The organism is Streptomyces stoeckheimensis, from assembly GCF_045822005.1.
Lineage (GTDB): Bacteria > Actinomycetota > Actinomycetes > Streptomycetales > Streptomycetaceae > Streptomyces > Streptomyces stoeckheimensis.
In genome coordinates this window covers 5,446,851-5,470,510 of sequence record NZ_CP169550.1, presented here as the reverse complement: position 1 = coordinate 5,470,510, position 23,660 = coordinate 5,446,851, and the positions used below count along the sequence as shown (strand labels likewise).

The window sequence follows — 23,660 nt, the reverse complement described above, 5'->3', positions numbered from 1 at the left end:
CGACGGTCCAGGGACGCCCGCTACGGGTGACCCTGTTGTTGCCATTGAGGTGCGCGCAAGTCTCGGAGTAGTTCAGCTCGAGATCGATCAGGCAGTGCGCTGCCATGCCCAGAGTCCGGACTTCCTCCTCGCACAGAACGATGGTCGATCCGCGCCGCCCCTTGTTCAACAACTCGAAGCCGTACGGCGGTGGCCCACCTGCCCAGCCGCCCGCCTGTAGCTTCCATTCCCTGCCGCTCCAGGTCCTCGAGAAGATCAGCTCGTGTTCCAGCTCGGCGAGGTGCGCCATGTCGGCATGGCGACCTGGAACTCGAGTGCGTCGTCCGAATCGATCCGGCCGTCCGAGGTGACTACGCGGGTGCCCTTGTCGACCATCTCCCGGACCCAGTCACGGATGACCCGGGCGGTGCGGCCGTAACGGTCCAGCTTCTGCGCGATGGCCAGATCGACCTTTCCGGCCCGGACGAGACCTTCGATGAGCGCCTTGTCATCGCGCTGATCGAGCTTTCCGGAGACACCGTCCGCGAAGACGCCGACGATCTCGTAGGGGGCGTCTCGCAGATGGCTGTCGAGCCACGACCGGCAGTCCTTCTCTTGCTGCTTGAGTCCGGACCTGCTGATCGACCTGGAGGGCGCCGTTCCTGGCCTTGCCGGTCCTGACTCCACTTGCTTTGCTCTTCTTGGGCAGGGTTGAATCACGCACGGTCAGTCCTTCCCGACTGGCAAGTCAGACCCTGGAGCCTTCTTAGCGGGACGCTCCGGGGTCTTGGCGTTTCCAAAGCGTAGGCGCCTCGGAAGCTGCCCGTGGGGGAAACCCGGCGCTTCGCCCGTCCGGGAAGGCGATGACTTCCAGGCCGCTGCCGACCACCGCCTCAGCAAGAGCCCGTCAGCGGGCCTTTCGCGCCTCCAGGACAGGGCTGGGCGTGAAGCGGACCGGCAGGGCGCGCAGGCCGCGCATGATGAGCCCACCACGCCAGCGCAGTTCTGACGGGTCCTCGGCGAGTTCCAGGTCCGGCAGCCGGGTCAGCAGCTCAGCGAGGGCTGTTTGGCCTTCGAGACGAGCCAAGGGTGCTCCCAGGCAGTAGTGAATGCCGTGGCCGTACCCCAGATGCTGGTTGTCGCTCCTGGCAAGGTCGAGCGTGTCCGGTTCACTGAACCGCTCCGGGTCGCGGTCGGCTGCCGCGAGAACGACGAGAACGGGGTCGCCGACCGGGATGTCCTGGCCGCCCAGAGTCAGCGGCTCCGTCGCGTACCGCCAGGTGGCCATTTCCACGGGGCCGTCGTAGCGCAACAGCTCCTCGATACCGGTTTCGAGCAGGTCGGTCTCTCCCGCAGCGAGGGAAGCCTGGAGGCGTTCACGCTGGTCCGGGTTCTGCAGCAGGGCGTAGGTCCCGTTGCCGATGAGGTTGATCGTTGTCTCAAACCCGGCGAAAAGTAGCACGAAGCACATGGCGGCGGCCTCGTTCTCGGTGAGGTGCTCGCCGTGGTCGCTCGCCCGGATCAGTCCAGAGATCAGGTCGTCGCCCAGGTCGTCGCGCTTGCGGCGGATCAGTTCGACGAGGTAGCTGCGGATCTGCTTGACCGCGCGAGCCACGCCGCCGCGCGGGCCACCCGCGTGCCGGATCATCATGCCCGCCCAGTCGCGGAAGTCGTCCTGGTCCTCTCGCGGTACTCCGAGCATCTCGCAGATGGCGTAGATGGGGAGCGGGAAGGCGAACTCGTGGATGAGGTCGGCCTCCCCCTTCTCACAGAACTGATCGATGAGGTGGTCGGTCAGTTCCTGCACCCTCGGGGTGAACTCGGCGACCCTGCGCGGGGTGAACGCCTTCGACACCAGCCGGCGCAGCCGGGTGTGGTCCGGCGGGTCGATGTTGAGGAGGTGGGTCATCAGCTCCGCCTTGCGCTCCCCCGGGATCCCGGTCCGGCCCTTGGCGTGTGCGGAGCCCTCGTGGTGGGCCGGGTTCTTGCTGAGCCGCTGGTCGGCGAGGGCCTGGCGGGCGTCGGAGTACCGGGTGACGAGCCAGGCCTCGACCCCGCTGGGGAGCGTGGTGCGGTGCACGGGCGCGTGCTCGCGCAGCCAGGCGTACGCCGGGTACGGGTCGGTCGCGAACTCCCAGTCGAACAGGGTCGGCGGTGGGGCGGATCCGTCCGCGGGGTCTGCGGATCCGCCCGCGGATGCGTCCACGGACTGGTCGGCGGCGGGCTCTTCGGGGACTGCGGGGGTCTGCTCGTGCACCCGGAGACCGTATCCCGCCCTCCACCCGTCACCCCATATGGGTCGGTTGTCGCGGCTGTCCGTAGATCGTCTCTGGCTTGACCTCACGTTGCCCGGCGTTCCTACTTTCGGTTTTGTGGATGTGAGGATCTTGAAAAGCAGCTTCGCGGTGGTGGAGAGACGGGCCGAGCACGCGGTCAAGTTCTTCTACTCCCACCTCTTCTGGCACAACCCCGGAGTCCGTGATCTCTTCCCGGCCTCCTTCGAAGACATGGAGCGACAGCGGGACCGGCTCTTCGCCGCGCTCACCCATGTGATCGCCCACCTGGAGAACGAGACGCTCGTCCCCTATCTGCGCGACCTCGGCCGCGACCACCGCAAGTTCCTGGCGGGGCCCGAGCACTACGCGGCCGTGGGCACCAGCCTCATCGCCGCGCTCGCCGAGGCCTCCGGGTCCGCCTGGCACCCCCAGGCGGAAAAGGCCTGGTCAGAGGCGTATCAGGTGATCGCCGACGCGATGATGGCGGGCGCCGCCGCCAGCGACGATCCACCTTGGTGGGACGCGGAAGTCGTACGCCACCTGCTGTACGGGGAGGACATCGGCGTCCTCACCCTCCGCCCGCACCAGCACTTCCCCCACCTCCCCGGCCAGTACACGAGCGTGAGCAGCGACCGGGTGCCGACCACCTGGCGCACGTACTCCCTGGGGAACGCCCCCCGCGCCGACGGGACGCTCGACCTGCACGTCAGCCGGATCGAGGGCGGCCGCCTCAGCACCGCCCTGATCCGCGAGACGCAGCCCGGGGACGTACTGCGGCTCGGCGCGGCCGGCGGACAGATGACCTTCCGCCGCGAGGACCGCCCGGTCAGCTTCATAGCCGCCGGCACCGGCTGGGCCCCGGTCCGCGCCATGCTGGAGGACCTGGCGGAACACCCTCCCGATCAGGACGTGCGGCTCTTCGTGGTCGCACGGGACGCCGCGCACCTCTACGACCGCCCGCTCATCGACGCGTACGCGGACTCACTCGGCTGGCTGAGCGTCACCTACATCACCCCAGCCCCCGGCCAGCACCGCAACCAGGCAACCGACCGGCTGGCCACCGCGCTCAGCAACCGAGGGCTCTGGCCCGACCAGGACGTCTACCTGAGCGGTCCGCCGCAGTTCATCCGGGAGACCTCGTACCTCCTGGAGGAGCTCGGCGCGCGCCCCGACCGGATTTTCTACGACTCCGTACCTGCCAGTGGCAAGAGCCAGGACGACGGAAGCCGCCCGATGGGCTTCGGCGAGTGGTTCCTGAACCGCCCCGACCCGCACTGGCACAACCCGTCCGGCCGCGCGCCCCGGGAGTATTGAGAACATCGCTGCCTGACGCCGTTGCGGGACCTCCCGCTGCTGAGGGCTACTCGCCGACGCCCTCGGCCGCACGGATCGCGTCCCGGTAGGTCCGGGCCGCAGCGCGCAGCGCGGTCTCGGGGTCGGTCCCCGCCGCCTCGGCGCGCGCCGCCAGCTCCAGCAGTTCGTACCCGACGCCCTCTCCGCGGGGCAGTTCCACGGGCACCGCCCCCGCACGGGCGCGGCCCGCCAGCTTGGACGCGAGCGCGAGACCGGGCTGGCCGAGCGGGATCCCGTCGGTCACCGACTCCCGCTGCTTCTCCACCTGCTTGGTGCGCTGCCAGTGTGCGTTCACGTCCTCCGGGGTCTTTGCCGTGGCGTCGCCGAAGACGTGCGGGTGCCGGTGGATCAGCTTCTCGACGAGGGCCCCGGCCACGTCGTCGATGGAGAACGGCTCGTCCTCTTCACCGGGACCGCCTTCCTCCGCGATGCGCGCGTGGAAGACCACCTGGAGCAGGACGTCCCCGAGTTCCTCGCGCAGTTCCTCGCGGTCCCCGGCCTCGATGGCCTCGACCAGCTCGTAGGCCTCTTCGATGGCGTACTTCGCCAGTCCCTCGTGGGTCTGCTCCGAGGTCCAGGGGCATTCGCGCCGGACCCGGTCCATGACCTGGACGAGGTCGAGCAGGCGTGCGCCGGGCAGGTCGTACGAGCCCGGCAGCAGCTCCAGGTCCGGTACGGCGAACCGGCCGGAGCCGGCGAACCGGGCCAGCCCGTCGGTGAGCCGCCGGTCCCCCTCACCGCCGAGCAGGACGACGACCGTGTGCCCGCCGGCGCACTCCTCGATCAGCGCCTGGGCGTCGGGGGCCTCCAGGGCCACCTCTACGCCCGCCTCGCGGAGGTAGGGGAGCTGGACGTGTGCCGGGTCGGCGCACAGCACCCGGTCGGCGGTCCGCAGGGTCTGCCAGGCAGGCCAGGACAGCACGCCGGGGGCCACCCGGTGGCTCGTGGTCAGCAGCACGATGCGGCCGGTGGGCTCGGAGGACACGTCGTCAGTCACCCTCCGAACCTACCTCCCCCGGGGGACGGCCTAGGCGCCGGTGGGGGGCTGCTCGGGCCGGGTGACCTGGGTGATCCACGGGGTGGAGTGCTCGCCGAGGGTGACCCGCTGGGGGTCCCAGACGCCGTACCGCGGGTTGACCTCGATGCCGAGCCCGGCCGCGGCCTTCGCGGCGGGTTCGGCGAGCTTGCCCTCGCCGTACTTGGCGTTCAGCTTCTCGAAGAGCACCTGGTCCCGCACCCAGCGCTCGATCTGGTCGGGGGCGACGGCGGCCTTCTGCAGGATCGCCTCCTCGAAGGCGGCGGCCCCGCGGTTGCCCTCGTCGTAGGCCTTGCGGGCGTCCTGGAGCTCCTTGGGGGTGACGGTGATCCCGGCGTCCTTCGCCATCCGGTCGAGGATGCGGCTCTGCAGCATCGTGCTGAGCTTGACCCGGTCGAGCTGGGGGACGGCCGCGATGAGCTCGGCCGCGTGTTCGGAGCGGTTCTGTGCGGTGCGGACGTCGTTCACCTGGGCCTGGAGCGCGGAGGTGGTGATCCGTTCGCCGCCGATCACGGCCGCGGTGCCGGGGCGGGCTTCGCCCGAGCACGCGGACAGCAGAGGGGCCGCCAGGAGCAGGGCGGCGGAAACGGAGAGCGCTGTGCGACGGTGCAAAGGAGCCTCCAGGGCCGGGAGATTGTGCTTCGGTGCACAAGGGCCGTGCGGTGATCGATGTTATGCAGTCGAGGTGATCAGAGCCACTGGTTCGACCAACGATTCCGGGGGTGTTGGGGTTCGCGTCCACCGATGGCCATCCTTCGGCCCACCGGGAGTGCCAGGGTCGGCCCACCATGTCGACACCGCACCGCTCCCCGCGTCGCCCCGGTCTGCTCGGCTCGGCGCTCGCCGCCCTGGTCACGGTGGTGGCCGTGGGCGCTGGAGACGCCGTGGCGCGCGTCTTCCCGTACGGGCCCCGCCACCGCAGCGTCAACGACCTCGGCAATCAGTTCGTGCCCTTCCACGCGCACCTGTGGGACCTGCTGCACGGACGCGCCGGGGGCGGGCTGCTGCTGAACTGGCAGTCCGGCTACGGCACCAGCTTCCTGCCCGACTTCGGGACCTACCTGACCAGCCCGTTCGCGGTCCTGGTCGGGCTGTTCCCGCGGCAGGACATCGACCTCGCGGTGTACGTGGTCACCGTGCTCAAGACGGCGGCCGCGGCGGCGGCGATGGCCTGGCTGCTGCGCACCCAGCGGCGCGGGCCGGTGTGGGCGGCGGGGCTGCTCGGGGCCTCGTACGCCCTGTGCGGCTGGTCGGTGATCGAGGCCTCGTACAACCCGATGTGGCTGGACGGGCTGATCGCCTTCCCGCTCCTGTGTCTGACGGGTGAGTGGGCGCTGCGCTCGCGCCGGCCGGCGGCGGCCGTCGTGGTGGTGGCGCTCTGCTGGACGGCGAACTTCTACACCGCCTACATGGCGACGCTGGGCGCGGTCCTGGTGCTGCTGGTCCGGCTGCTCCTCACCCGGGAGGGAGCGGGAGCACGGGTACGGGTCCTCGCGCGGGCGGCCCTGACCACCGTCCTGGGCGTCGCCCTGTCGATGCCGGTGCTCCTGCCCCTCTTCCTCAGCTCGGAGCAGGCCTACCCGGGGTGGTTCAAGCCCTTCGTGCCGGTGGCCACCGAGGATCTGCTGGCCCGGCTGCTGCCCGCCACCTACTCCTTCTCCTCCCCCGCCCTGTTCGTCGGCACCGGGACCCTGCTGCTCGTGGCGGCCCTGCCCTTCCACCGGGCCGTGCCGGGGCGGGAGCGGCTGGTGTGGACGGGGCTCGTCCTGCTGGTGCTGCTGTCCTTCCAGTGGATGCCGACGCACCTGGCCTGGCACCTCTTCGCGACGCCCAACGGCAGCCCGTACCGGCAGACCTTCGTGCTGGCCGGGATCGTGGTGATGGCCGCCTGGGCGGGGCTGTCGGCCGGCCCGCCCCGGCCGTGGGCGCTGGCGGGCGGTGCGGCGGTGCTGGCGGCCGTCCTGCTCGCGGCGAGCGGGAGCCGGCTCGCGACCCCGTGGGGACTCGCCCTCTTCGGCGGCGGGCTGGCCCTGGCGGGCGCCGCCTGGTGGGCCCTGCGCCACCGGCGCCTGGTGCTGCCGGCGGCGGCCGTGCTGGCGTTGGTCCTGCTGGCGCAGGCGGCGGCGACCACCGCCCACGGGGAGCGGGGCAAGCTGGCGGGCCTGGACGACTACCCGGTGTGGGGGGCGGCGCACACCGCGCGGGCCGATGCACTGAAGGGCGCCGAGGGCTGGCCCGCGTACCGCACGGACGCCGGGCGGCCCGCGCTGACCGGCAACGACCCGATGCTGCTGGGCGGGGAGGGCGGCGCGTACTACAGCAGCCACACCCCGGACCTGTTCACGCGGACCATGGTGGCCCTCGGGGCGGGCTGGACCTCGCGCGGCCGCAACGTGCAGAGCCTCGACAACCCGGTGACGGACGCCGTGTTCTCCGTCGGCGCCCGGCTGCGGCCCGACGGCACGGTCGCGCGGGCCGAGGTCCCGCCGCTGGTCACCGTCCGCCCGCCCGGCGCGCAGCCGGCGTACGGGGCCTCGCCCTTCGCCAACCAGGAGCTCCTGCTGGGCGCTCGGGTGTACGAGGATCCGCTCTCCCCCGGGGTCTGCCGGGCGGGGACGGAGGCCTTCCTGTCGGCCCCGGAGTACAACGGGACGGCCCGCCTCGCGGACGGACCGGCCTTCCGGCTGAACGCCAACCCGCCGCGCAACAGGGCCGCCCTCCAACCCTTGGGGGTCTCCCGCGGCCCGGTCTCGGCGCTGGTCTTCGAGCAGGCGGCTCCGGCGCACTGGCAGCTGTCCTGCCTGGACCGCTCCCTGCTGACCGCGGCCGTCGCCCGACTGCGCGCCACGGCGGCGGTGTCCGTACGGGTCGGCTCCTCGGGCGTCCGCGCCGTGCTCCCGCCGGGCAGCACGGGCACGGCGGTGCTCGCCGCCCCCGCGATCGCGGGCTGGACCTGCAACGGCCGCCCGGCAGCGGGCCGGCTGGGCCTGGTCGCGGTCCCGCTGGACGGCCGCACCACCAGCATCGGCTGCACCTTCCGACCCCCGGGCCTCATCCCGGGGGCGGCGGTCGCGGGGGCGGCCCTGCTGGTCCTGGCGGTCCTGCTGGGACTGCCGGGCCGGCCCGGCGCGCTCGCGGCCGGCCGGCGGCGTCAGCGGACCTGACCCAGCCAGAGCAGGGTGCGGCGGACCTCCTCGGTGAAGGGGTGGTTCGGGCCGTGCAGGCGTTCCGCGTCGAAGAGGAGGCGGGCCAGGGTGTCGTGGGCCGCCGGGCGGTCGCCGAGCGAGAGCAGCAGGTGCGCTATGCGGCGGCGGACCTCCAGCGGGAGGCCCGGGTCCGGGTTCGCGTAGTGGTTCTCGAAGAGCGGCAGGAGCGCCCGGTACTCGGCGAGGGCGGCCGCCGGTTCGCCGAGCTGTTCCAGGCACTGGGCCGCGTCGTAGCGGAAGCGCAGGGACTGCGGGTCGCCGGCCGGGAACTCCTCCGCGAGCCGGCGAAGTTCGGGCAGGGCCCGGCGGTACTGACCGTCGTCCATCAGCGTGGCCGCGTACTGCTTGCGCAGGGAGCGGACCACCGGCGAGTGCGCGCCGTGCTGCTCGGCCGCCGCCGGGAGGATGCCGCCGAGGATGTCCACGGCCTGGGTGAGCATGCCCTGGTCGAGGAGCTTCTTGGCCTCCTCGACGGCTGCCGGGACGTCCGGCCTGGGCGGCGGGGGCGGGGTCGCGGGCCGGGGCGGGATCACGGTGGCGCGGTCGGGCCAGGGGGCCTGCGGGCGCAGGAAGGGGCGGGTCGGGTCGAGGGGGCCGGTGGGGGCGCCCGAGCCGTGGTGGGGCAGCAGCGGCGCGAGGGCCGCGTACACCGCCTGCGCGGAGGCGGGCCGGTCCTGCGGGTCCTTGGCCAGCAGCTTCAGGAGTACGGCTTCCAGCTGCTGCGGGACCTCGGGGCGCAACTGGCGCACCGGGAGCGGGGGTTCGTACAGGTGCCGGTGGAGCACCCCGAGCGCCGTGGAGCCGGCGAAGGGGACGTTGCCGGACAGCAGCTCGTACAGGACCACGCCGAGCGCGTAGAGGTCGGTGTGCGGGCCGACGGCCCCGCCCATGGCCTGTTCGGGGGCCATGTACGCGGGGCTGCCGATCGGCGAACCGGTGCTGGTGAGGCGGGTGGTGTCGGTGTCCATCACGGAGGCGACACCGAGGTCGAGGACCAGCACGGTCCCGTCGGGGCGGACCATGACGTTGCGCGGCTTCAGGTCCCGGTGCACGATCGGCACCGCGTGCACGGCCGAGAGCACCGAGCACAGCTGCGCGATCACCGAGACCGCCCACGGCCACGGGTAGGGGTCGTGCTCGGCGAGGTGGTCCGCGAGGTCGGCGCCCTCCACGTACTGCATGACGAGGTACAGCTCGTCCCCGTCGCTGCCCGCGTCGTGCACGGTGACCAGCCCGGGGTGGTCGACCTGAGCGGTGACCCGGCATTCGCGCACGAAGCGGCGGCGCAGCTCCTCGGCCACGGAGCCGGGGCCGGCCACCTTGTCGGGGCGCAGCAGTTTGACCGCGACGCGGCGGTCCAGGCGCCGGTCGTACGCCGTCCACACCTGGCCCATGCCACCTTGGCCCAGGATGGTGGCGAGCTGGTAGCGGTCCCCGATGAGCCGGTCCGTCACGGGCGGGGGTCCTCGCCCTGGGGCGGCTGCTGGCGGCGCAGGAGTTCGCTGAGCTCGTCGAGTTCGGCGCGGACCTGCCCGATGCGCGGGGGCGGCGTCGGGGCGGGCGCGGGCTCGGGGGCCTGCTGCGGCGCGGGCTGGTGGTGCTGGTGCTGGTGCGGCTGCGCGTGCTGCTGCGGGCCGGTCTGGGCCACCGGCGGGTATCCGTAGGCGGGCCCGGCCTGCTGCTGGGGCGGTACGTAGGGGGAGGCGGGCGGCGGGTACCAGCCGGCCGCGGCGGGCCCGGCCTTGAGCGCCTCGAAGTGCCGGATCTCGGCGACGAGGTAGTAGATGCACACCGCGAGGCCGTTCAGGAGCGTGCCGAAGGCCCCCGTGTTGCCCTGCCAGCCGCTGGCGTCCGGGGTCGGGTCCTCACCGATCAGCGCCAGGAACGCGACCTCGGCCACGCCGGAGGCCGCGAGCAGCCACCAGTCCCGGCTCTTGCGGGTGACCAGGGCGAGCCGCAGCATCGTCCCCCAGGCGAGGAACCCGCAGCTCAGGATCGGCAGCAGCGCGAACAGCACGCGGAGCGCCACCACGCCCCCGGTGCTGGGCTGGTGACCGTGGGGCGGCGGGGTGCCGGGGCCGTGCATCGCTGCTCCTGACGGGCCGTGCGGAGGGAGGGTGAAGGATTCAGTGTTTGGGGGTATGAGGGTATACAGCGTTCCCGGCCGGGAGTGAGGGGATGCACTCAACCGTTGTACGGTCGCAGCCCGGCCGGGCCCCGCAGGCTCATTCGGGCCGGACCGTGCCGTCCGACAGTCCGTCGTACAGGCCCTGGACGAGCTGCTCCCCGAGCCGGGCGGCCAGCCTCAGGGCGTCCTCGAACTCGGCCAGCGCCCGGAACCGCGCCCCGTAGACCTCCTGCTCGGTCCGTGGCAGCCGGGGCAGTTCGAGGCGGCGCACGTCGAGCCGGGTCGTGGTGGAGGCGTGGCTGCTGGCGCGGCGGTTGTTGGCGGTGGCGCGCAGGAACCCGGCCAGGAACCAGGGGTCCAGCGCGGCCTGATCGGGCCGCAGCAGCTGCAGGCCCCGGCCGAGCGCCGCCCCGGCGGTGGCCGCGTCGACCACGCGGGCCACGCCGGCGCCTCCGGTGAGGGGGACCACCACGTCACCGGGTGCGGTCAGCAGGGGCTGCTCGGCGGCGGCGGCCAGGGTGCCGGACGGCCCGGTGCCGGCGCTCACGTCGTACTCGGTCAGGACGGGGGCCCGGCCCGCTCCGCTGCCCGTGCCCGTGTACAGGAGCAGGGCTCCGGCGCGGGCGAGTTCGCCGACGGTGGTCAGCGGCAGCCGGGCGGGCGCGGCGGCGGGCCGGTCCTTCGCGTCGGCGGGCGGGGCGGGCGGGGTGAGCCGGGCCGCACGGGTCAGCGTCGAGTCCAGCCGGTCCCGTACGGCGGTCAGCTCGGCCAGGCCGCCGCCCGCGGCGGGCGGCGGCAGGTGGCGGGCCGGGGTCAGGTCCACATCGTCGTCGAGCAGGTCCACGACGGGCACCACGCGGCGCACGCCCGGGACGTCCGGGGCCGGTCCGCCGCGCTCGTACGCCGTCCAGGCCTCCTCCACCGCACTGTGCACGGCGGCCCACCCGGCCCGCCCCGGGCCCTGCCCGGGCCCGTCGGCGAGTGCGGCGGTGTCCACGAGGAGCAGCCCCGCGGGGGGCGCCGCCTGCGGGGCAGGCCTGCGCAGCACCCACAGGTGCAGCGGGATCCCGTACGGGGGCGCGGCGCCGGCCGGGAGGGCGACGACGGCCCGCAGCGCGCCCCGGCGGAGCAGGTCGGCCCGGATCCGGCGGCCGGAGCGGCGGGCTGCGGCGGCGGGCGGCATGAGCAGGACGGCGGTGCCGCCCTCGCGCAGGTGGGCCAGGGCGTGCTGGACCCAGGCGAGTTCGGATTCCGCGCGGGCCGGCAGTCCGTACTCCCAGCGCGGGTCGTAGGCCAGCTCCTCGTGGCCCCAGTTGCGTTCGTTGAACGGCGGGTGGCAGAGCACGGCGTCGACCGGTTCGGCGGCGGGCCGCGCGAAGGCGTCGGCGCGCAGGCTGTCGGCGGCGGCGGCGCGGACCGGGGCGTCCGACTGCAGGGCGAGGCGCAGGGCGGCGAGGGAGGCGAGCTCGGGCGAACTGTCCTGCGCGTAGCGGATGGTGGCCCCGGGGAGGGCCCGCAGCAGGGTGCCGGTGCCGCAGGCCGGGTCCAGGACCGTGAAGGGCACGGCGCCGGCCGCTCCGGAGGAGCCGGGGCTCGCGCCGGAGACGGGGCCGGCGAGGGCGGCCATGAGGAGGGCGAGGCCGTCCGGAGTGAGCGTGTACTGGCGGGGGTTGGCTTCGAGATGGCGGCCGAGCAGGAACTCGAAGGCTCCCCTGGTGCCGAGTTCGGCGGCGAGCTCGGCCGCGGCCCGCAGGAAGGGCACCGAGGCGGCCGGCAGCGGGGCGGTGGCTCCGAGCGGGTGCGCGGGCCCGAACCGCAGGGCGAGCACCCGGTCGAGGGCGGGCGCCAGCAGGGTGGCCATCCGCTCGTCGGAGACGGCCGCGGCCTCCAACCACTCCCTGGGCCGGTCGCGTACGAGGAGCAGCGCGCTCCCGGCTTTGACGAGCGCGGCCACGGAGCCGCCGGGGTGGGCGGTCACGTACTGCCAGACGCGCTCGCGCAGCGGGACTTCGGCGAGCTTTCCCTGGGCCCGGAGCCAGTCGGTGACCTGCGCGAGCGCGAAGGAGGGACTGGTCTCGGTGCCGCCGACGGGGCGGGGGAAGTCGGCGTGGCGGCGGCGCCAGTTGCTCACGGCGGCGCGGCCGACTCCGGCGAGGCGGGCGATCTCCGCGGCGGTCACCTCGGGGGCGACTTCGGGGGTGGCGACTTCGGGTGATTCGCGGGCTTCGGGGGCGGTAGGGGCTGTGGGGGTGGCTGGGGCCGCGGTGGGGGGCTTCTGCTCCGGCATGTGCGCGAGCATACCGCTGCAAAGAGGAGAGACCCATTCACAGCGTGAATTTAACAGCCCCTCAAAAACTCGTTGACTCGGTTCACAGGCTCTGCTGTGATGATCACACCGAACAGGCCGTCAGATCAGGTAGGAGCCACACGCATGTCCCAGACCACGCGCACCAGTTGGATCGCCCGCACCACCCGCACCAAGGTCCTGACGAGCTGCGGCGCGGCCATCGCCCTCGTGACGCTCAGCGCGTGCAGCGGCGCGGACACCACTGCCGACAAGGGCGCCGACGCGGCCGCCTCGAAGCCGGCGGCGGCGAGCAGCGCCCCGGCCCCCGACGCGGGCAAGGCCAAGTCGGCCATCAAGGGCAGCGGCACCTTCCAGGTCGGCTCCGACGTCCAGCCGGGCCTCTACCGCTCGACGGGCAACAAGGCCGACGACAACTGCTACTGGGAGCGCGCCAAGGACTCCAAGGGCGAGGCGGAGTCGCTCATCGACAACGCCAACGCCGTGGGCTCCACGTACGTGGCCATCGCCGCCACCGACAAGATCTTCAAGACCGAGGGCTGCAAGGGCTGGGAGCTCGTGGACCCGAAGGCCACGGGCACCCCGAAGGCCGAGATGTCCGGCAAGGCCGGCATGCTCAAGGTCGGCGTCGACGTCGCCCCGGGCACCTACAAGTCCGCGGGCTCCACCGAGGACGGCACCGGCTGCTACTGGGAGCGCACCAAGGACGCGTCCGGCAGCGTCGACACGATCATCGCGAACGAGAACCCCGAGGGCCAGGCCGTCGTGACGATCGAGGCCGGGGACGGCTTCTTCACGACCGTCGACTGCCAGGACTGGAAGAAGGCCTGATCACAGGCCTGATGCAGGGGGTGGTCCGGGCCCGACCCACGGGGTGGCCCAGGACCTGATGCAGGGGGGTGGTCCGGGCCCGACCCACAGGGCGGCCCTGGACCCGACCCGGGGGTGGATCAGCGCAGCCGTTCCGGCGGGCGGGTGGGGTTGCCCCCGGTCGGCAGGCGCTCCCCGGGGCAGCCGGTCAGCACGCGCTTCATCGCATCGCGCTCACCGGCCGTGACCCACAGACCGTACTTCCGCTTGACCGCGATCTGGGCAGCGACGTAACGGCAGCGGTACCCGCGGTCGGGCGGGAGCCAGGTGGCCGCGTCGCCGTCCCCCTTCTTGCGGTTGGCCGCGGCGTCGACCGCCAGGAGGTTCAGCGGATCGTTGGCGAAGGCGATCCGCTTGCCCTTGTCCCAGCCGCCGGCCCCCTTCTGCCAGGCGTCGGAGAGGGCCACGATGTGGTCGATGTCCACGCCGGTGCGGCCCCGTTCGTGCGTGATGCGGGCCCCGGTGTAGGGGTCCTTCTCCAGCACCCCGGTCAGCACCTTGCAGCCGTCCTTGAACGTGGTCCGGGCGAGGTCCCGCTTGAGGATGTCCTCGCGGGTCCCGCAGCCGCTGCCGTCCGTGTCCAGCCAGCCCTTGCCGAACTGCTCGCGCGCGTACCCCGTCTTCGGCGCCCGCCCCTTGACCGCGAGCCCGTCCACCGAGGCCAGGGCCACCGGGCCGTTGGCCGGGCCTGGGGCGTTCGCACCCGCACCGGCGCCCGGCCCGGGGAGCACCGTGCAGCCGGAGAGCGCGACGGCGGAGGCGAGCAGCAGGGCGGGAAACAGCAGGTGGGGACGCATAGGACAAGATCATAAACTCCATCCCTTTACGGGACGTTCCGACTCTCCAGCGAGCGAACCACCTCAAACGGGCGTAGCGTCGCAAACGGGATTACGGAAGGAGCCGGAGCATGGGGATTTTCGACAGGTTCAAGGACAAGGGCAAGGACATCTCGGACAACCTCGAGCAAGAGGTCAACGAGAAGACCGGCAACAAGTACGCCGACCAAGTCGACAAGGCACAGCAGCAGATGGAAGAGAAGCTCGGCATCGACGACGACCCGAACAAGTAACCCCAGCGGGAACGCGAACGGCCGCGACCGGGGACCGGAAGGTCACCGCCGCGGCCGTCGCCGTGTCGGGGCGTCAGTACACGCCTACACGCCTACACGCCTACGAGCCGAGGATCGTGGCGAGGAACTCCCCGGTCCAGCCCAGCAGTTCCCGTCCGACCAGCGGCTTCCCACCCACCCGGGCGGTCTTCGGTCGCGGCACCAGCACCTGCGAGGCGGCCGGCTTGATCACCGAGCCCGGGTAGAGCCGCTTCAGCCGCAGTTCCTGCGATTCGCGCAACTCCACCGGCCCGAAGCGGATGTTGGGCCCCTGGAGGGTGATGTCGCCGACCCCGCAGGCACGGGCGAGCATCCGCAGTCCGGCCACCAGCAGCAGGTTCTCCACCGGCTCCGGCAGCTTGCCGTAGCGGTCGGTGAGCTCCTCGCGGACCGCCTTGACGTCCTCCTCGGAGTTGGCCGCCGCGATGGACCGGTACGCCTGGAGGCGCAGCCGCTCGCCCGGCGCGTAGTCGTGCGGAACGTGCGCGTCGACCGGCAGCTCGATCTTGACCTCCAGCGGCGGCTCCTCCTCGACCCCTCCGTCCACGGCCGACCGGTAGTCGGCAACGGCCTCGCCGACCATCCGGATGTAGAGGTCGAAGCCGACGCCCGCGATGTGGCCGGACTGCTCGCCGCCGAGCAGGTTGCCCGCGCCGCGGATCTCCAGGTCCTTCATCGCCACGTACATGCCCGCGCCCATCTCGGTGTGCTGGGCGATCGTCGCGAGCCGCTCGTGCGCGGTCTCGGTCAGCGGCTTCTCCGGCGGGTACAGGAAGTACGCGTACCCGCGCTCGCGGCCACGGCCCACGCGGCCGCGCAGCTGGTGGAGCTGGGAGAGGCCGAAGTTGTCGCCGCGCTCGACGATGAGGGTGTTGGCGTTGGAGATGTCGATGCCCGACTCGACGATCGTCGTCGAGACCAGGACGTCGAACTTCTTCTCCCAGAAGTCCACCACGACCTGTTCCAGGGCCTGTTCCGACATCTGGCCGTGCGCCGTCGCGATGCGCGCCTCGGGCACGATCTCGCGGAGCTTGGCGGCCGCCCGGTCGATGGACTCGACCCGGTTGTGGATGTAGAAGCACTGGCCCTCGCGGAGCAGCTCGCGGCGGATCGCGGCGCCGATCTGCTTCTCCTCGTAGGGGCCGACGAAGGTCAGGACCGGGTGGCGCTCCTCGGGCGGGGTGGTGATCGTGGACATCTCGCGGATGCCGGTCACCGCCATCTCCAGGGTGCGCGGGATGGGGGTCGCGGACATCGTCAGCACGTCGACGTTGGCGCGCAGCTTCTTGAGCTGCTCCTTGTGCTCGACGCCGAACCGCTGCTCCTCGTCGACGATGACCAGGCCCAGGTCCTTGAACTTGGTCTCCTGCGAGAACAGCCGGTGCGTGCCGATGACGATGTCGACGGAGCCCTCGCGCAGGCCCTCCAGCGTCGCCTTGGACTCGGTGTCGCTCTGGAAGCGCGACAGCGCCTTCACCTTGACCGGGAACTGTGCGTACCGCTCGGAGAAGGTGCCGAAGTGCTGCTGCACCAGCAGCGTGGTCGGGACGAGGACGGCGACCTGCTTGCCGTCCTGGACGGCCTTGAAGGCCGCACGCACCGCGATCTCGGTTTTGCCGTAGCCGACGTCGCCACAGATCAGGCGGTCCATGGGGACCGACTTCTCCATGTCCTCCTTCACCTCGGCGATGGTGGTGAGCTGGTCGGGGGTCTCCGCGTACGGGAAGGCGTCCTCCAGCTCGCGCTGCCAGGGGGTGTCCGGGCCGAAGGTGTGGCCGGGGGCCGCCATGCGGGCGCTGTAGAGCTTGATCAGGTCGGCGGCGATCTCCTTGACCGCCTTCTTCGCGCGCGCCTTGGTCTTGGTCCAGTCGGCGCCGCCGAGCCGGTGCAGGGTCGGGGCCTCGCCGCCGACGTACTTGGTGACCTGCTCCAGCTGGTCGGTGGGGATGTAGAGGCGGTCGCCGGGCTGGCCGCGCTTGGCCGGCGCGTACTCGACGAGCAGGTACTCGCGGGTGGCGCCCTGCACGGTGCGCTGCACCATCTCGATGTAGCGGCCGACGCCGTGCTGCTCGTGGACGATGTAGTCGCCGACCTCCAGGGTGAGGGGGTCGATCGTCTTGCGGCGCCGGGTCGGCATCCGGCCGAGGTCCTTGGTGGCGGTGCGCTGGCCGGTCAGGTCGGTCTCGGTGAGGACGGCGAGCTTGAGGACCGGGTCGACGAAGCCGTTGTCGAGGGAGCCGCACGAGACGTGGACCAGCGAGGGCTCCAGGACGGTGACGTCCGCCTCCAGGCGGGCCGCGATGCCCTCGCCGCCGAGCACCTCGACGGTACGGGCGGCCGGGCCGTGGCCCTCGGTCAGGAAGACGGTGCGCCAGCCGTCGGCGATCCAGGCCTTGGTGTCGGCGAGCGCCCGGGCGGTGTCGCCGCGGTAGGCCTCGGGGGCGTGCATGCCGAGGGTGAGGGTGTCTCCGTGGACCGCAGCGTCCTCGTCCGCCGCGAACGGGGACACCGACCACCACATCATGCCGAGCTCGCGCGCGTGCTCCCGTACGTCGGCGATCCCGCGCAGCGAGGCCGCGCCCACGTCGATGGGGGCCTCTCCGCCGCCGGCGGTGGCGGCCCAGGAGGCCATCAGGAACTCCTGGGAGGTCGCCACCAGGTCCGAGGCGCGCGTCCGCACCCGCTCCGGGTCGCACACGACGGCCATCGACCCGGCGGGCAGGACGTCGATCAGCAGCTCCATGTCGTCGACCAGGACCGGGGCCAGGGACTCCATGCCCTCGACGGCGATCCCTTCGGCGATCTTGTGCAGCAGTTCGCCGAGCTCGGGGTGGAGCTCGGCGAGGGCCGCGGCGCGTTCGCGCACCTGGTCGGTGAGGAGCAGTTCCCGGCAGGGCGGGGCCCACAGGCCGTGCTCGGCGATCTCCAGGGAGCGCTGGTCGGCGACCTTGAAGTAGCGGATCTCCTCGACCTCGTCGCCCCAGAACTCCACGCGCAGCGGGTGTTCCTCGGTGGGCGGGAACACGTCGAGGATGCCGCCGCGCACCGCGAACTCGCCGCGCTTCTCGACGAGCTCCACGCGGGCGTACGCGGCCGCGGCGAGTGCCTGCGTCACCGCCCCGAGGTCCACGCTCTCGCCCTGCCGAAGGCTCACCGGCACCAGGTCCCCGAGCCCCTTGACCTGCGGCTGGAGCACGGAGCGGATCGGGGCGACGACCACGGAGACCGGTCCCGCGGCGGGGTCGTCCTTGCTCGGGTGCGCGAGCCGGCGCAGCACCGCGATCCGGCGGCCCACGGTGTCGCTGCGCGGGCTCAGCCGTTCGTGCGGGAGCGTCTCCCAGGACGGGTACTCGGCGACCTCGTCGGGGTTGAGCATCGAGCGCAGTGCGGCGGCCAGGTCCTCCGCCTCCCGCCCGGTGGCGGTGACGGCGAGCACGGTGCGCCCGGTACGGGCGGCCAGCGCGGCGATGGCGAAGGGCCGCGCGGCAGCCGGGCCGACGAGGTCCACGTGCATGCGGTTGCCGTCCCCGGCCGCGGTGACCGCCTCGGCGAGTGCGGGGTCCCGGGTGACGGCGTCGAGCAGTCCGTGCAGGCTCATGAAGGCGGCTTTCCATCCGATGAGGTGCGGTGCGTCCCCGCGAGGCGGCAACGCGAAGGACCCGACACGTCGAACGGGCCGGGGGTTCCCACCCTACGACGCGGGTCCGACACCCGCGCGTGGGATTCGAGTCCCGTCGCCACCGGCAAAGGGGTCATCATCAGCAAGGCCGGAGAGCCGGTGGCCGAGGTCGTCCCGCTCGCGGGGAAGGTCCGGCGGACAGGGACCCTCCGACCGAAACGACCCCGGCCCCGCCCCACCCGAACGGGTGAGGCGGGGCCGGGTCTTCCCCCGTACGACCGGCGGCGGCTACTCGCTGGCGATCGCGTTCAGTACGTTCATCCGGCCCGCCCGGAAGGCGGGGACCAGGGCGGCCAGCAGGCCGACCAGGGCGGATCCGGCGAACACGCCGAGGATGGTGGGCCACGGGATCTCGAGGATCTTCATGCCCTCCAGTGCGAGGAGCTGGTGGGCGGTGGCGCCCCAGCCCATGCCCAGACCGAGGCCCAGCAGGGCGCCGAAGAGGGCGATGACCACGGACTCCAGGCGGATCATGCGGCGGAGCTGGCGGCGGGAGAGGCCGATGGCGCGCATCAGGCCGATCTCGCGGGTCCGCTCGACCACCGAGAGGGCCAGGGTGTTCACCACGCCCAGGACCGCGACGATGATCGCGAGGGCGAGGAGGGCGTAGACCACGTTCAGGAGCTGGCCGACCTGGTCCTTCAGCGCCTGCTTGTAGTCCGTCTGGTTGAGCACCTGGTACTGCGGGTACTCGGCCAGCGTCGACTTGACGGCCGCGTAGGCGGCGTCGTCCTGGCCGTCCTTCGCGGTGGCCAGCACCATGAAGGGCCGGGGCATCTTGTCGGCCGGCAGGTTCGCCTCGGCGACGGCGGTGCTGACGTACTTCATGCCCTTGTCGAGGTTGCCCTCGTCGCTGGTGATCGCCGCGACCTTGAGCTTGGCGGTCTTGCCGCCGGTGAAGGCGACCGTCAGCTCGTCACCGAGCTTGACCTGGTGCTTGGTGGCGTATTCGGAACCCACCGACATCGAGCCCGGCTTGTACGCGTCGGCGTGCTGGCCGGCGGTGGTCTTGCGGCGGACGTCCTGGGCGTAGGTGGGGTCCTGGACCCCGAGGCCGTCGGACTCGGTGCTGCCGTCGGGGGCCGTGATCTTGGCGTCGACCTCCCGGTAGGCGGTGACGTGTGCCAGGCCCGGCGTGGCCCGCAGCGCCTGCTCGGCCTGCGGTACGACCGGCTGCCCGGTCTGGGACTGGACGATGAAGTCCGCGCCGACCGACTTGTCGAGCTCGTCGGTGGCCGAGGCCACCATCGAGGAGCCGACCACCGACAGGCAGGCGACCAGCGCGAGGCCGATCATCAGCGCGGCGGCGGTGGCGCCGGTGCGGCGCGGGTTGCGCAGCGCGTTGCGCTCGGCGAGGCGGCCTATGGAGCCGAAGGGCCGAAGCACCGGGGCGGACAGGGCCCGGACCACGACGCTCGCGAGGAGCGGGCCGATCACGATGAACCCGATGAGGGTGAACAGCACGCCCAGACCCAGCCACTGCGCTCCGGTCCCGGCGGCGTCAGCGGTACCGGCGAGGTACAGGGCCGCGGCGCCGATGCCGGTGAGGCCCAGGCCCAGGGCGGCACGGATCCGGCCCGCCTTCTTGTCGCCGGGGGTGCCGGACTCGCGCAGGGCGGCCATCGGGGAGACCTTGCCGGCCCGGCGGGCCGGTATGAAGGCGGAGACGACGGTGACGACGACGCCGAGGACAATGCCGATGACCGGGGTGGTCCAGGCGATGGTCAGGTCCTCGGTGGACAGGCTCATGCCGAGCTGGCTCATGAGCTGCATCAGGCCGACGGCCAGTCCGATGCCGGCGGCGACGCCGAGGATCGAGCCGACCACACCGAGCAGGAAGGCCTCGATGACCACCGACTTGAGGACCTGGCCGCTGTCGGCGCCGATGGCCCGCATCAGGCCGATCTCCCGGGTGCGCTGGGCGACCAGCATCGAGAAGGTGTTGAAGATCAGGAAGATCCCGACGAGGAAGGCGATCGCGGCGAAGCCGAGCATCACCCACTTCATGATGTCGAGGAAGTCCATGTTCTTGCGGTTGTCGTCCGCGGCTTCCTTGGCGGTCTGCAGCTTGTAGGTGTCGGCGCCGAGCGCGGAGGCGACGTTCTGCTTCAGCTGCGCGTCGCTCACCCCGTCCTTGGCGGTGACGTTCACGTGGGTGAAGGTGCTCGGGGCGCCGATCAGCTTCTGCTGCGCGGTGGCGGTGTCGAAGTAGACGACGGTCGCACCCGGGTTGGTCACGGTGAAGGCGGCGATGCCGGTGATCTTGGAGCGGATGTCACCGGTGACGGCGATGGTGCGGATGTCGTCGCCGAGGTTGAGGTGGTGCTTCTTCGCCGTGTCGCTGTCGATCATCACGTCGGTGGGGCCGCGCGGGGCCTGCCCCTCGATGATCTTCATCGACCGCAGCTCGTTCTCGGTCCAGTTGCCCGCGAAGGTCGGGGCTCCCGTGGTCGAGCCGAGGTTCTCGTTCTTGGAGTTGACGACGGTGACCGCCATCGAGGACACGCCGCCCTCGGCGGACCGTACGCCCTCGGTCTTCTTCACCTGCTCGACGACCGAGGCGGGCAGCGCCTGCGGCTTGCCGGTGTCGGGGGTCTCCCCGGTGTCCTCGGCCTCCTTCGGGGTGATCGTGACATTGGAGTTGGTGACCGCGAACAGCTTGTCGAAGGTGGTGTTCATGGTGTCCGTGAACACCAGCGTCCCGCAGACGAAGGCGACGGAGAGCAGGACGGCCACGGCGGAGAGCGCCATGCGTCCCTTGTGCGCGAAGAAGTTGCGCCGCGCGGTCTTCATGACGGTCATGACGTCCGCCCACGGGCGTCGAAGTCCTTCATGCGGTCCAGGACCTGGTCGGCGGTGGGCGTGTACATCTCGTCCACGATCCGGCCGTCCGCGAGGAAGATGACGCGGTCCGCGTAGGAGGCGGCGACCGGGTCGTGGGTGACCATGACGATGGTCTGGCCCAGCTCGTTCACCGAACGGCGCAGGAAGCCGAGGACCTCCGCGCCGGCCCGGGAGTCGAGGTTTCCGGTGGGCTCGTCGCCGAAGATGATCTGGGGCCGGGAGGCCAGGGCGCGGGCGACCGCCACGCGCTGCTGCTGGCCTCCGGAGAGCTCGGTCGGCCGGTGCTTGAGGCGACCCGCCAGACCCACGGTCTCCACGACCCGGTTCAGCCACTCCGCGTCGGCCTTGCGGCCGGCGATGTCCATGGGGAGCGTGATGTTCTCCAGGGCGTTGAGCGTCGGCAGCAGGTTGAAGGCCTGGAAGATGAAGCCGATCCGGTCGCGGCGGAGCTGCGTGAGCTTCTTGTCCTTCAGACCGGTGATCTCGGTGTCGTCCAGGAAGATCTGGCCGCTCGTGACCGTGTCCAGACCGGCCAGGCAGTGCATGAGCGTGGACTTGCCGGAGCCCGAGGGCCCCATGATCGCGGTGAACTGGCCGCGGTGGATGTCCACGTCCACCGCGTCGAGGGCGACGACCCGCGTCTCGCCGGAGCCGTAGGCCTTGACGACCTTCCGTGCCCGCGCCGCGACGGCCTCATGCCCTCCAGTACCCCCGTGCCTGGTTTCGGTCATAGCCGTTGTCACGGTGTTTCCCCTCGTTCTGATGCGTCTGGTCGTCGGTGCGTGCGCTGTGATGCGCTTCATTCGAAGTCTGTCGGGAGGGGTGCCGCGGCGCGCTGGTGCCAATCGCCGTATCCATAGGGGTGCTAGCCCTACCCCCCGGACTCCCGCCCTGTAGTGACCAGTTAAGGACGGCCACCGCCTTTCCTCGTCCTCCCCCGGGACGAAGCGCCCCTGGACCCTTATGAGGACCAACCCCTAGGGGATCTCGCCCGTTGGGACGAGGCGCCCTCGGGGGATACCACCCCGTAATGCCGCAGTGAGAAGGTGTCCGCGCAGGTAAGCACGGGGTGAAGGGTTTTTCATGGGCTCAGGGGAGAGCACGGGCGCGAGTACTGACGACAGTGCCGGTGGCATACCCGAGGATGACCGGGCCGACCGGGCCGACCGGGCCGGATCCGGAAACCAAGCCTCCGCCAAGGCGGGCGCGGATACCGGCACGGGCGCGGGTACGGGTACGGGTACCCGCACGGGCGCGGGTACGGGAACGGGTCCGCAGGCGGCATCCCCGCCCGGGCGGCCCCGCAAGGCCGTCGTCGCCGCCCTGATGCTGACCATGGGCCTCGTCGCCCTCGACGGCGCCATCGTCGCCACCGCCGTCCCGCAGATCGTCGGCGACCTCGGCGGCTTCGCCGTCTTCTCCTGGATCTTCTCCGGCTACATCCTGGCCGGAACGGTCACCCTGCCCGTCTACGGCAAGCTCTCCGACACCTACGGCCGCAAGCCCGTCCTGCTCCTCGGCATCAGCCTCTTCCTCCTCGGCTCCCTGCTGTGCGCGGCCGCCTGGAACATGGCCGCCCTCATCGCCTTCCGGATCCTCCAGGGCCTGGGCGGCGGTGCCCTTCAGGGCACCGTGCAGACCCTGGCCGCCGATCTGTACCCCCTCAAGGACCGGCCGCGCATCCAGTCCCGGATGTCCGTGGTCTGGGCCGGCTCGGCGCTGGCCGGCCCCGCGCTCGGCGGGCTGATCGCCTCGTACACCGACTGGCGCTGGATCTTCCTGCTCAACCTGCCGCTGGCCGCCGCCGCCCTGTGGATCATCAGCCGCCACCTGGTCGAGCCCACCCGGCCCCCCGGCCGCACCGGCCCCGTCGACTGGCCCGGAGCCGTGGCCGTCTTCGCCTGCGGGGGGCTGCTGCTCTTCGCGCTCGTGCAGGGCGGGGTCGCCTGGCCCTGGCTGTCGGCGCCCTCGCTGGTCCTGCTCGGAGCCGCCGCGGCGCTGGGCGTGCTCGTCGTCCGGATCGAACGCCGGGCCGAACAGCCCATCCTGCCCGGCTGGGTGTGGCGCCGGCGCACCATCGCCGCCGTCAACCTGGCCATGGCCGGGCTCGGCCTGCTGATGGTCGCCCCGATGCTGTTCATGCCGACGTACGCCCAGTCCGTACTGGGCCTCGGCCCCACCGGCGCCGGCCTGGTCGCCTCCGCGATGACCCTGAGCTGGCCCATCAGCGCCGCCCTCGCGCAGCACGTCTACCGGCGCATCGGCTTCCGCAACACCGCCGCCACCGGGGTCGGGCTGGCCGCCCTGATCCTCGGCTCCTTCGCCCTGCTCCCCTACCCCGCCGCGGCCTGGCAGCCGGTTCTGATCATGCTGCTGCTGGGCGCCGCCCTCGGCCTCTTCCAGCTCCCGCTGATCGTGGGGGTCCAGTCCACGGTGGGCTGGGAGGAGCGCGGAACCACGACGGCCTCGGTGCTGTTCTGCCGCAACGTCGGGCAGAGCGTCGGAGCGGCGCTGCTCGGGGCCGTCGCCAACGCCACCATCGCCTCCCGGCTGTCGCAGGCACCGGTGCCCGGGCTCCCCTCGAACCTGGACGACGTGTCCAGGGCCCTGAGCCACCCCGGCCTCCTCCCCCCGGAGGCCGCCGAGTACCTGCGCCGGGCGGTGGCCGCCGCCGGGGACCACATCTTCCTCGGCGCGAGCCTGGCGGCGGCCGCGTCGGCGCTGGTGCTGCTGCTGGTGGCGCCGCGCCGGTTCCCGGTGCTGCCGGAGCAGCGGGAGGGCTGAGGGCGGCGGTGCGGGCGGGTGCGGCCGGGTTGGCGCGAAGTCGCTGCCGCGGAGGGGCCGGGAACTTGTCATGCTCGGGCTGAGTCGGTAAC

The 23,660-nt window shown here is 72.2% G+C and carries 16 protein-coding genes; 5 read left to right on the top strand and 11 right to left on the bottom strand.

Features of this window, described 5'->3' with window-relative positions:
• Window positions 1-255 precede the first annotated feature (255 nt).
• The gene (locus tag ACE1OC_RS24865) at window positions 256-666 is read right to left on the bottom strand and encodes a recombinase family protein (protein WP_407838878.1); all 411 of its coding nucleotides are present in this window, start codon (window positions 664-666) and stop codon (window positions 256-258) included.
• Window positions 667-886: 220 nt separating this feature from the next.
• Complete coding sequence (locus tag ACE1OC_RS24860) at window positions 887-2,185, bottom strand: cytochrome P450 family protein (RefSeq protein WP_407841672.1); 1,299 nt, start codon at window positions 2,183-2,185, stop codon at window positions 887-889.
• Between the two features lie 172 nt (window positions 2,186-2,357).
• Here ACE1OC_RS24860 and ACE1OC_RS24855 point away from each other — a divergent pair, with 172 nt between their 5' ends.
• Window positions 2,358-3,569, top strand: a complete 1,212-nt coding sequence (locus ACE1OC_RS24855) for a globin domain-containing protein (protein WP_407838877.1) — start codon at window positions 2,358-2,360, stop codon at window positions 3,567-3,569.
• 46 nt (window positions 3,570-3,615) lie between these two features.
• Here ACE1OC_RS24855 and ACE1OC_RS24850 read toward each other — a convergent pair whose 3' ends face one another.
• Together ACE1OC_RS24850 and ACE1OC_RS24845 are read right to left on the bottom strand one after the other, a co-directional pair.
• Entirely contained in the window at window positions 3,616-4,605 is a 990-nt protein-coding gene (locus ACE1OC_RS24850; protein WP_407838876.1) for a nucleoside triphosphate pyrophosphohydrolase, read from the bottom strand.
• A gap of 30 nt (window positions 4,606-4,635) precedes the next feature.
• Complete coding sequence (locus ACE1OC_RS24845) at window positions 4,636-5,256, bottom strand: SurA N-terminal domain-containing protein (RefSeq protein ID WP_407838875.1); 621 nt, start codon at window positions 5,254-5,256, stop codon at window positions 4,636-4,638.
• A 176-nt stretch (window positions 5,257-5,432) separates the two neighbouring features.
• On the opposite strand from ACE1OC_RS24845, the gene ACE1OC_RS24840 reads away from it, so the two are divergent.
• The gene (locus ACE1OC_RS24840) at window positions 5,433-7,808 is read left to right on the top strand and encodes a YfhO family protein (protein ID WP_407838874.1); all 2,376 of its coding nucleotides are present in this window, start codon (window positions 5,433-5,435) and stop codon (window positions 7,806-7,808) included.
• Here ACE1OC_RS24840 and ACE1OC_RS24835 read toward each other — a convergent pair.
• The 3 genes from ACE1OC_RS24835 to ACE1OC_RS24825 all read right to left on the bottom strand — a co-directional run bounded on the left by ACE1OC_RS24835 (window position 7,796) and on the right by ACE1OC_RS24825 (window position 12,157).
• Window positions 7,796-9,304 carry a protein kinase domain-containing protein gene (locus tag ACE1OC_RS24835; RefSeq protein WP_407838873.1) on the bottom strand — a complete coding sequence of 503 codons (1,509 nt, stop codon included), beginning with the start codon at window positions 9,302-9,304 and terminating at the stop codon, window positions 7,796-7,798. The two genes, ACE1OC_RS24840 and ACE1OC_RS24835, sit on opposite strands and share 13 nt — an antisense overlap.
• A complete protein-coding gene (locus tag ACE1OC_RS24830) occupies window positions 9,301-9,936 on the bottom strand; it encodes a hypothetical protein (RefSeq protein ID WP_407838872.1) in 636 nt (211 codons plus the stop codon). The genes ACE1OC_RS24835 and ACE1OC_RS24830 overlap by 4 nt, the downstream gene beginning before the upstream one ends.
• A 139-nt stretch (window positions 9,937-10,075) precedes the next feature.
• Complete coding sequence (locus tag ACE1OC_RS24825) at window positions 10,076-12,157, bottom strand: N-6 DNA methylase (protein ID WP_407841671.1); 2,082 nt, start codon at window positions 12,155-12,157, stop codon at window positions 10,076-10,078.
• 252 nt (window positions 12,158-12,409) lie between these two features.
• Here ACE1OC_RS24825 and ACE1OC_RS24820 point away from each other — a divergent pair, with 252 nt between their 5' ends.
• Window positions 12,410-13,114 (top strand): hypothetical protein, encoded by a 705-nt coding sequence (locus tag ACE1OC_RS24820; RefSeq protein WP_407838871.1) that lies wholly within the window; start codon window positions 12,410-12,412, stop codon window positions 13,112-13,114.
• A 119-nt stretch (window positions 13,115-13,233) separates the two neighbouring features.
• Here the strand turns inward: ACE1OC_RS24820 and ACE1OC_RS24815 are convergent, their stop codons facing one another.
• Window positions 13,234-13,950, bottom strand: a complete 717-nt coding sequence (locus ACE1OC_RS24815) for an HNH endonuclease family protein (RefSeq protein ID WP_407838870.1) — start codon at window positions 13,948-13,950, stop codon at window positions 13,234-13,236.
• A gap of 110 nt (window positions 13,951-14,060) precedes the next feature.
• Here ACE1OC_RS24815 and ACE1OC_RS24810 point away from each other — a divergent pair, with 110 nt between their 5' ends.
• Window positions 14,061-14,222: an Rv0909 family putative TA system antitoxin gene (locus tag ACE1OC_RS24810; RefSeq protein ID WP_250737350.1), complete on the top strand. Its 162-nt coding sequence runs from the start codon at window positions 14,061-14,063 to the stop codon at window positions 14,220-14,222.
• Between the two features lie 100 nt (window positions 14,223-14,322).
• Here the strand turns inward: ACE1OC_RS24810 and mfd are convergent, their stop codons facing one another.
• From mfd to ACE1OC_RS24795, 3 genes are all read right to left on the bottom strand, one after another.
• Window positions 14,323-17,859: a transcription-repair coupling factor gene (gene mfd, locus ACE1OC_RS24805; protein WP_407838869.1), complete on the bottom strand. Its 3,537-nt coding sequence runs from the start codon at window positions 17,857-17,859 to the stop codon at window positions 14,323-14,325.
• A 309-nt stretch (window positions 17,860-18,168) separates the two neighbouring features.
• Window positions 18,169-20,742: an ABC transporter permease gene (locus tag ACE1OC_RS24800; RefSeq protein WP_407838868.1), complete on the bottom strand. Its 2,574-nt coding sequence runs from the start codon at window positions 20,740-20,742 to the stop codon at window positions 18,169-18,171.
• On the bottom strand, window positions 20,739-21,515 hold the full coding sequence (locus ACE1OC_RS24795; RefSeq protein ID WP_284715691.1) for an ABC transporter ATP-binding protein: 777 nt from the start codon (window positions 21,513-21,515) through the stop codon (window positions 20,739-20,741). The genes ACE1OC_RS24800 and ACE1OC_RS24795 overlap by 4 nt, the downstream gene beginning before the upstream one ends.
• A gap of 352 nt (window positions 21,516-21,867) precedes the next feature.
• Between ACE1OC_RS24795 and ACE1OC_RS24790 the strand changes: the two genes are divergently transcribed.
• On the top strand, window positions 21,868-23,568 hold the full coding sequence (locus ACE1OC_RS24790; RefSeq protein ID WP_407838867.1) for an MFS transporter: 1,701 nt from the start codon (window positions 21,868-21,870) through the stop codon (window positions 23,566-23,568).
• The last annotated feature ends 92 nt before the right edge of the window (window positions 23,569-23,660 follow it).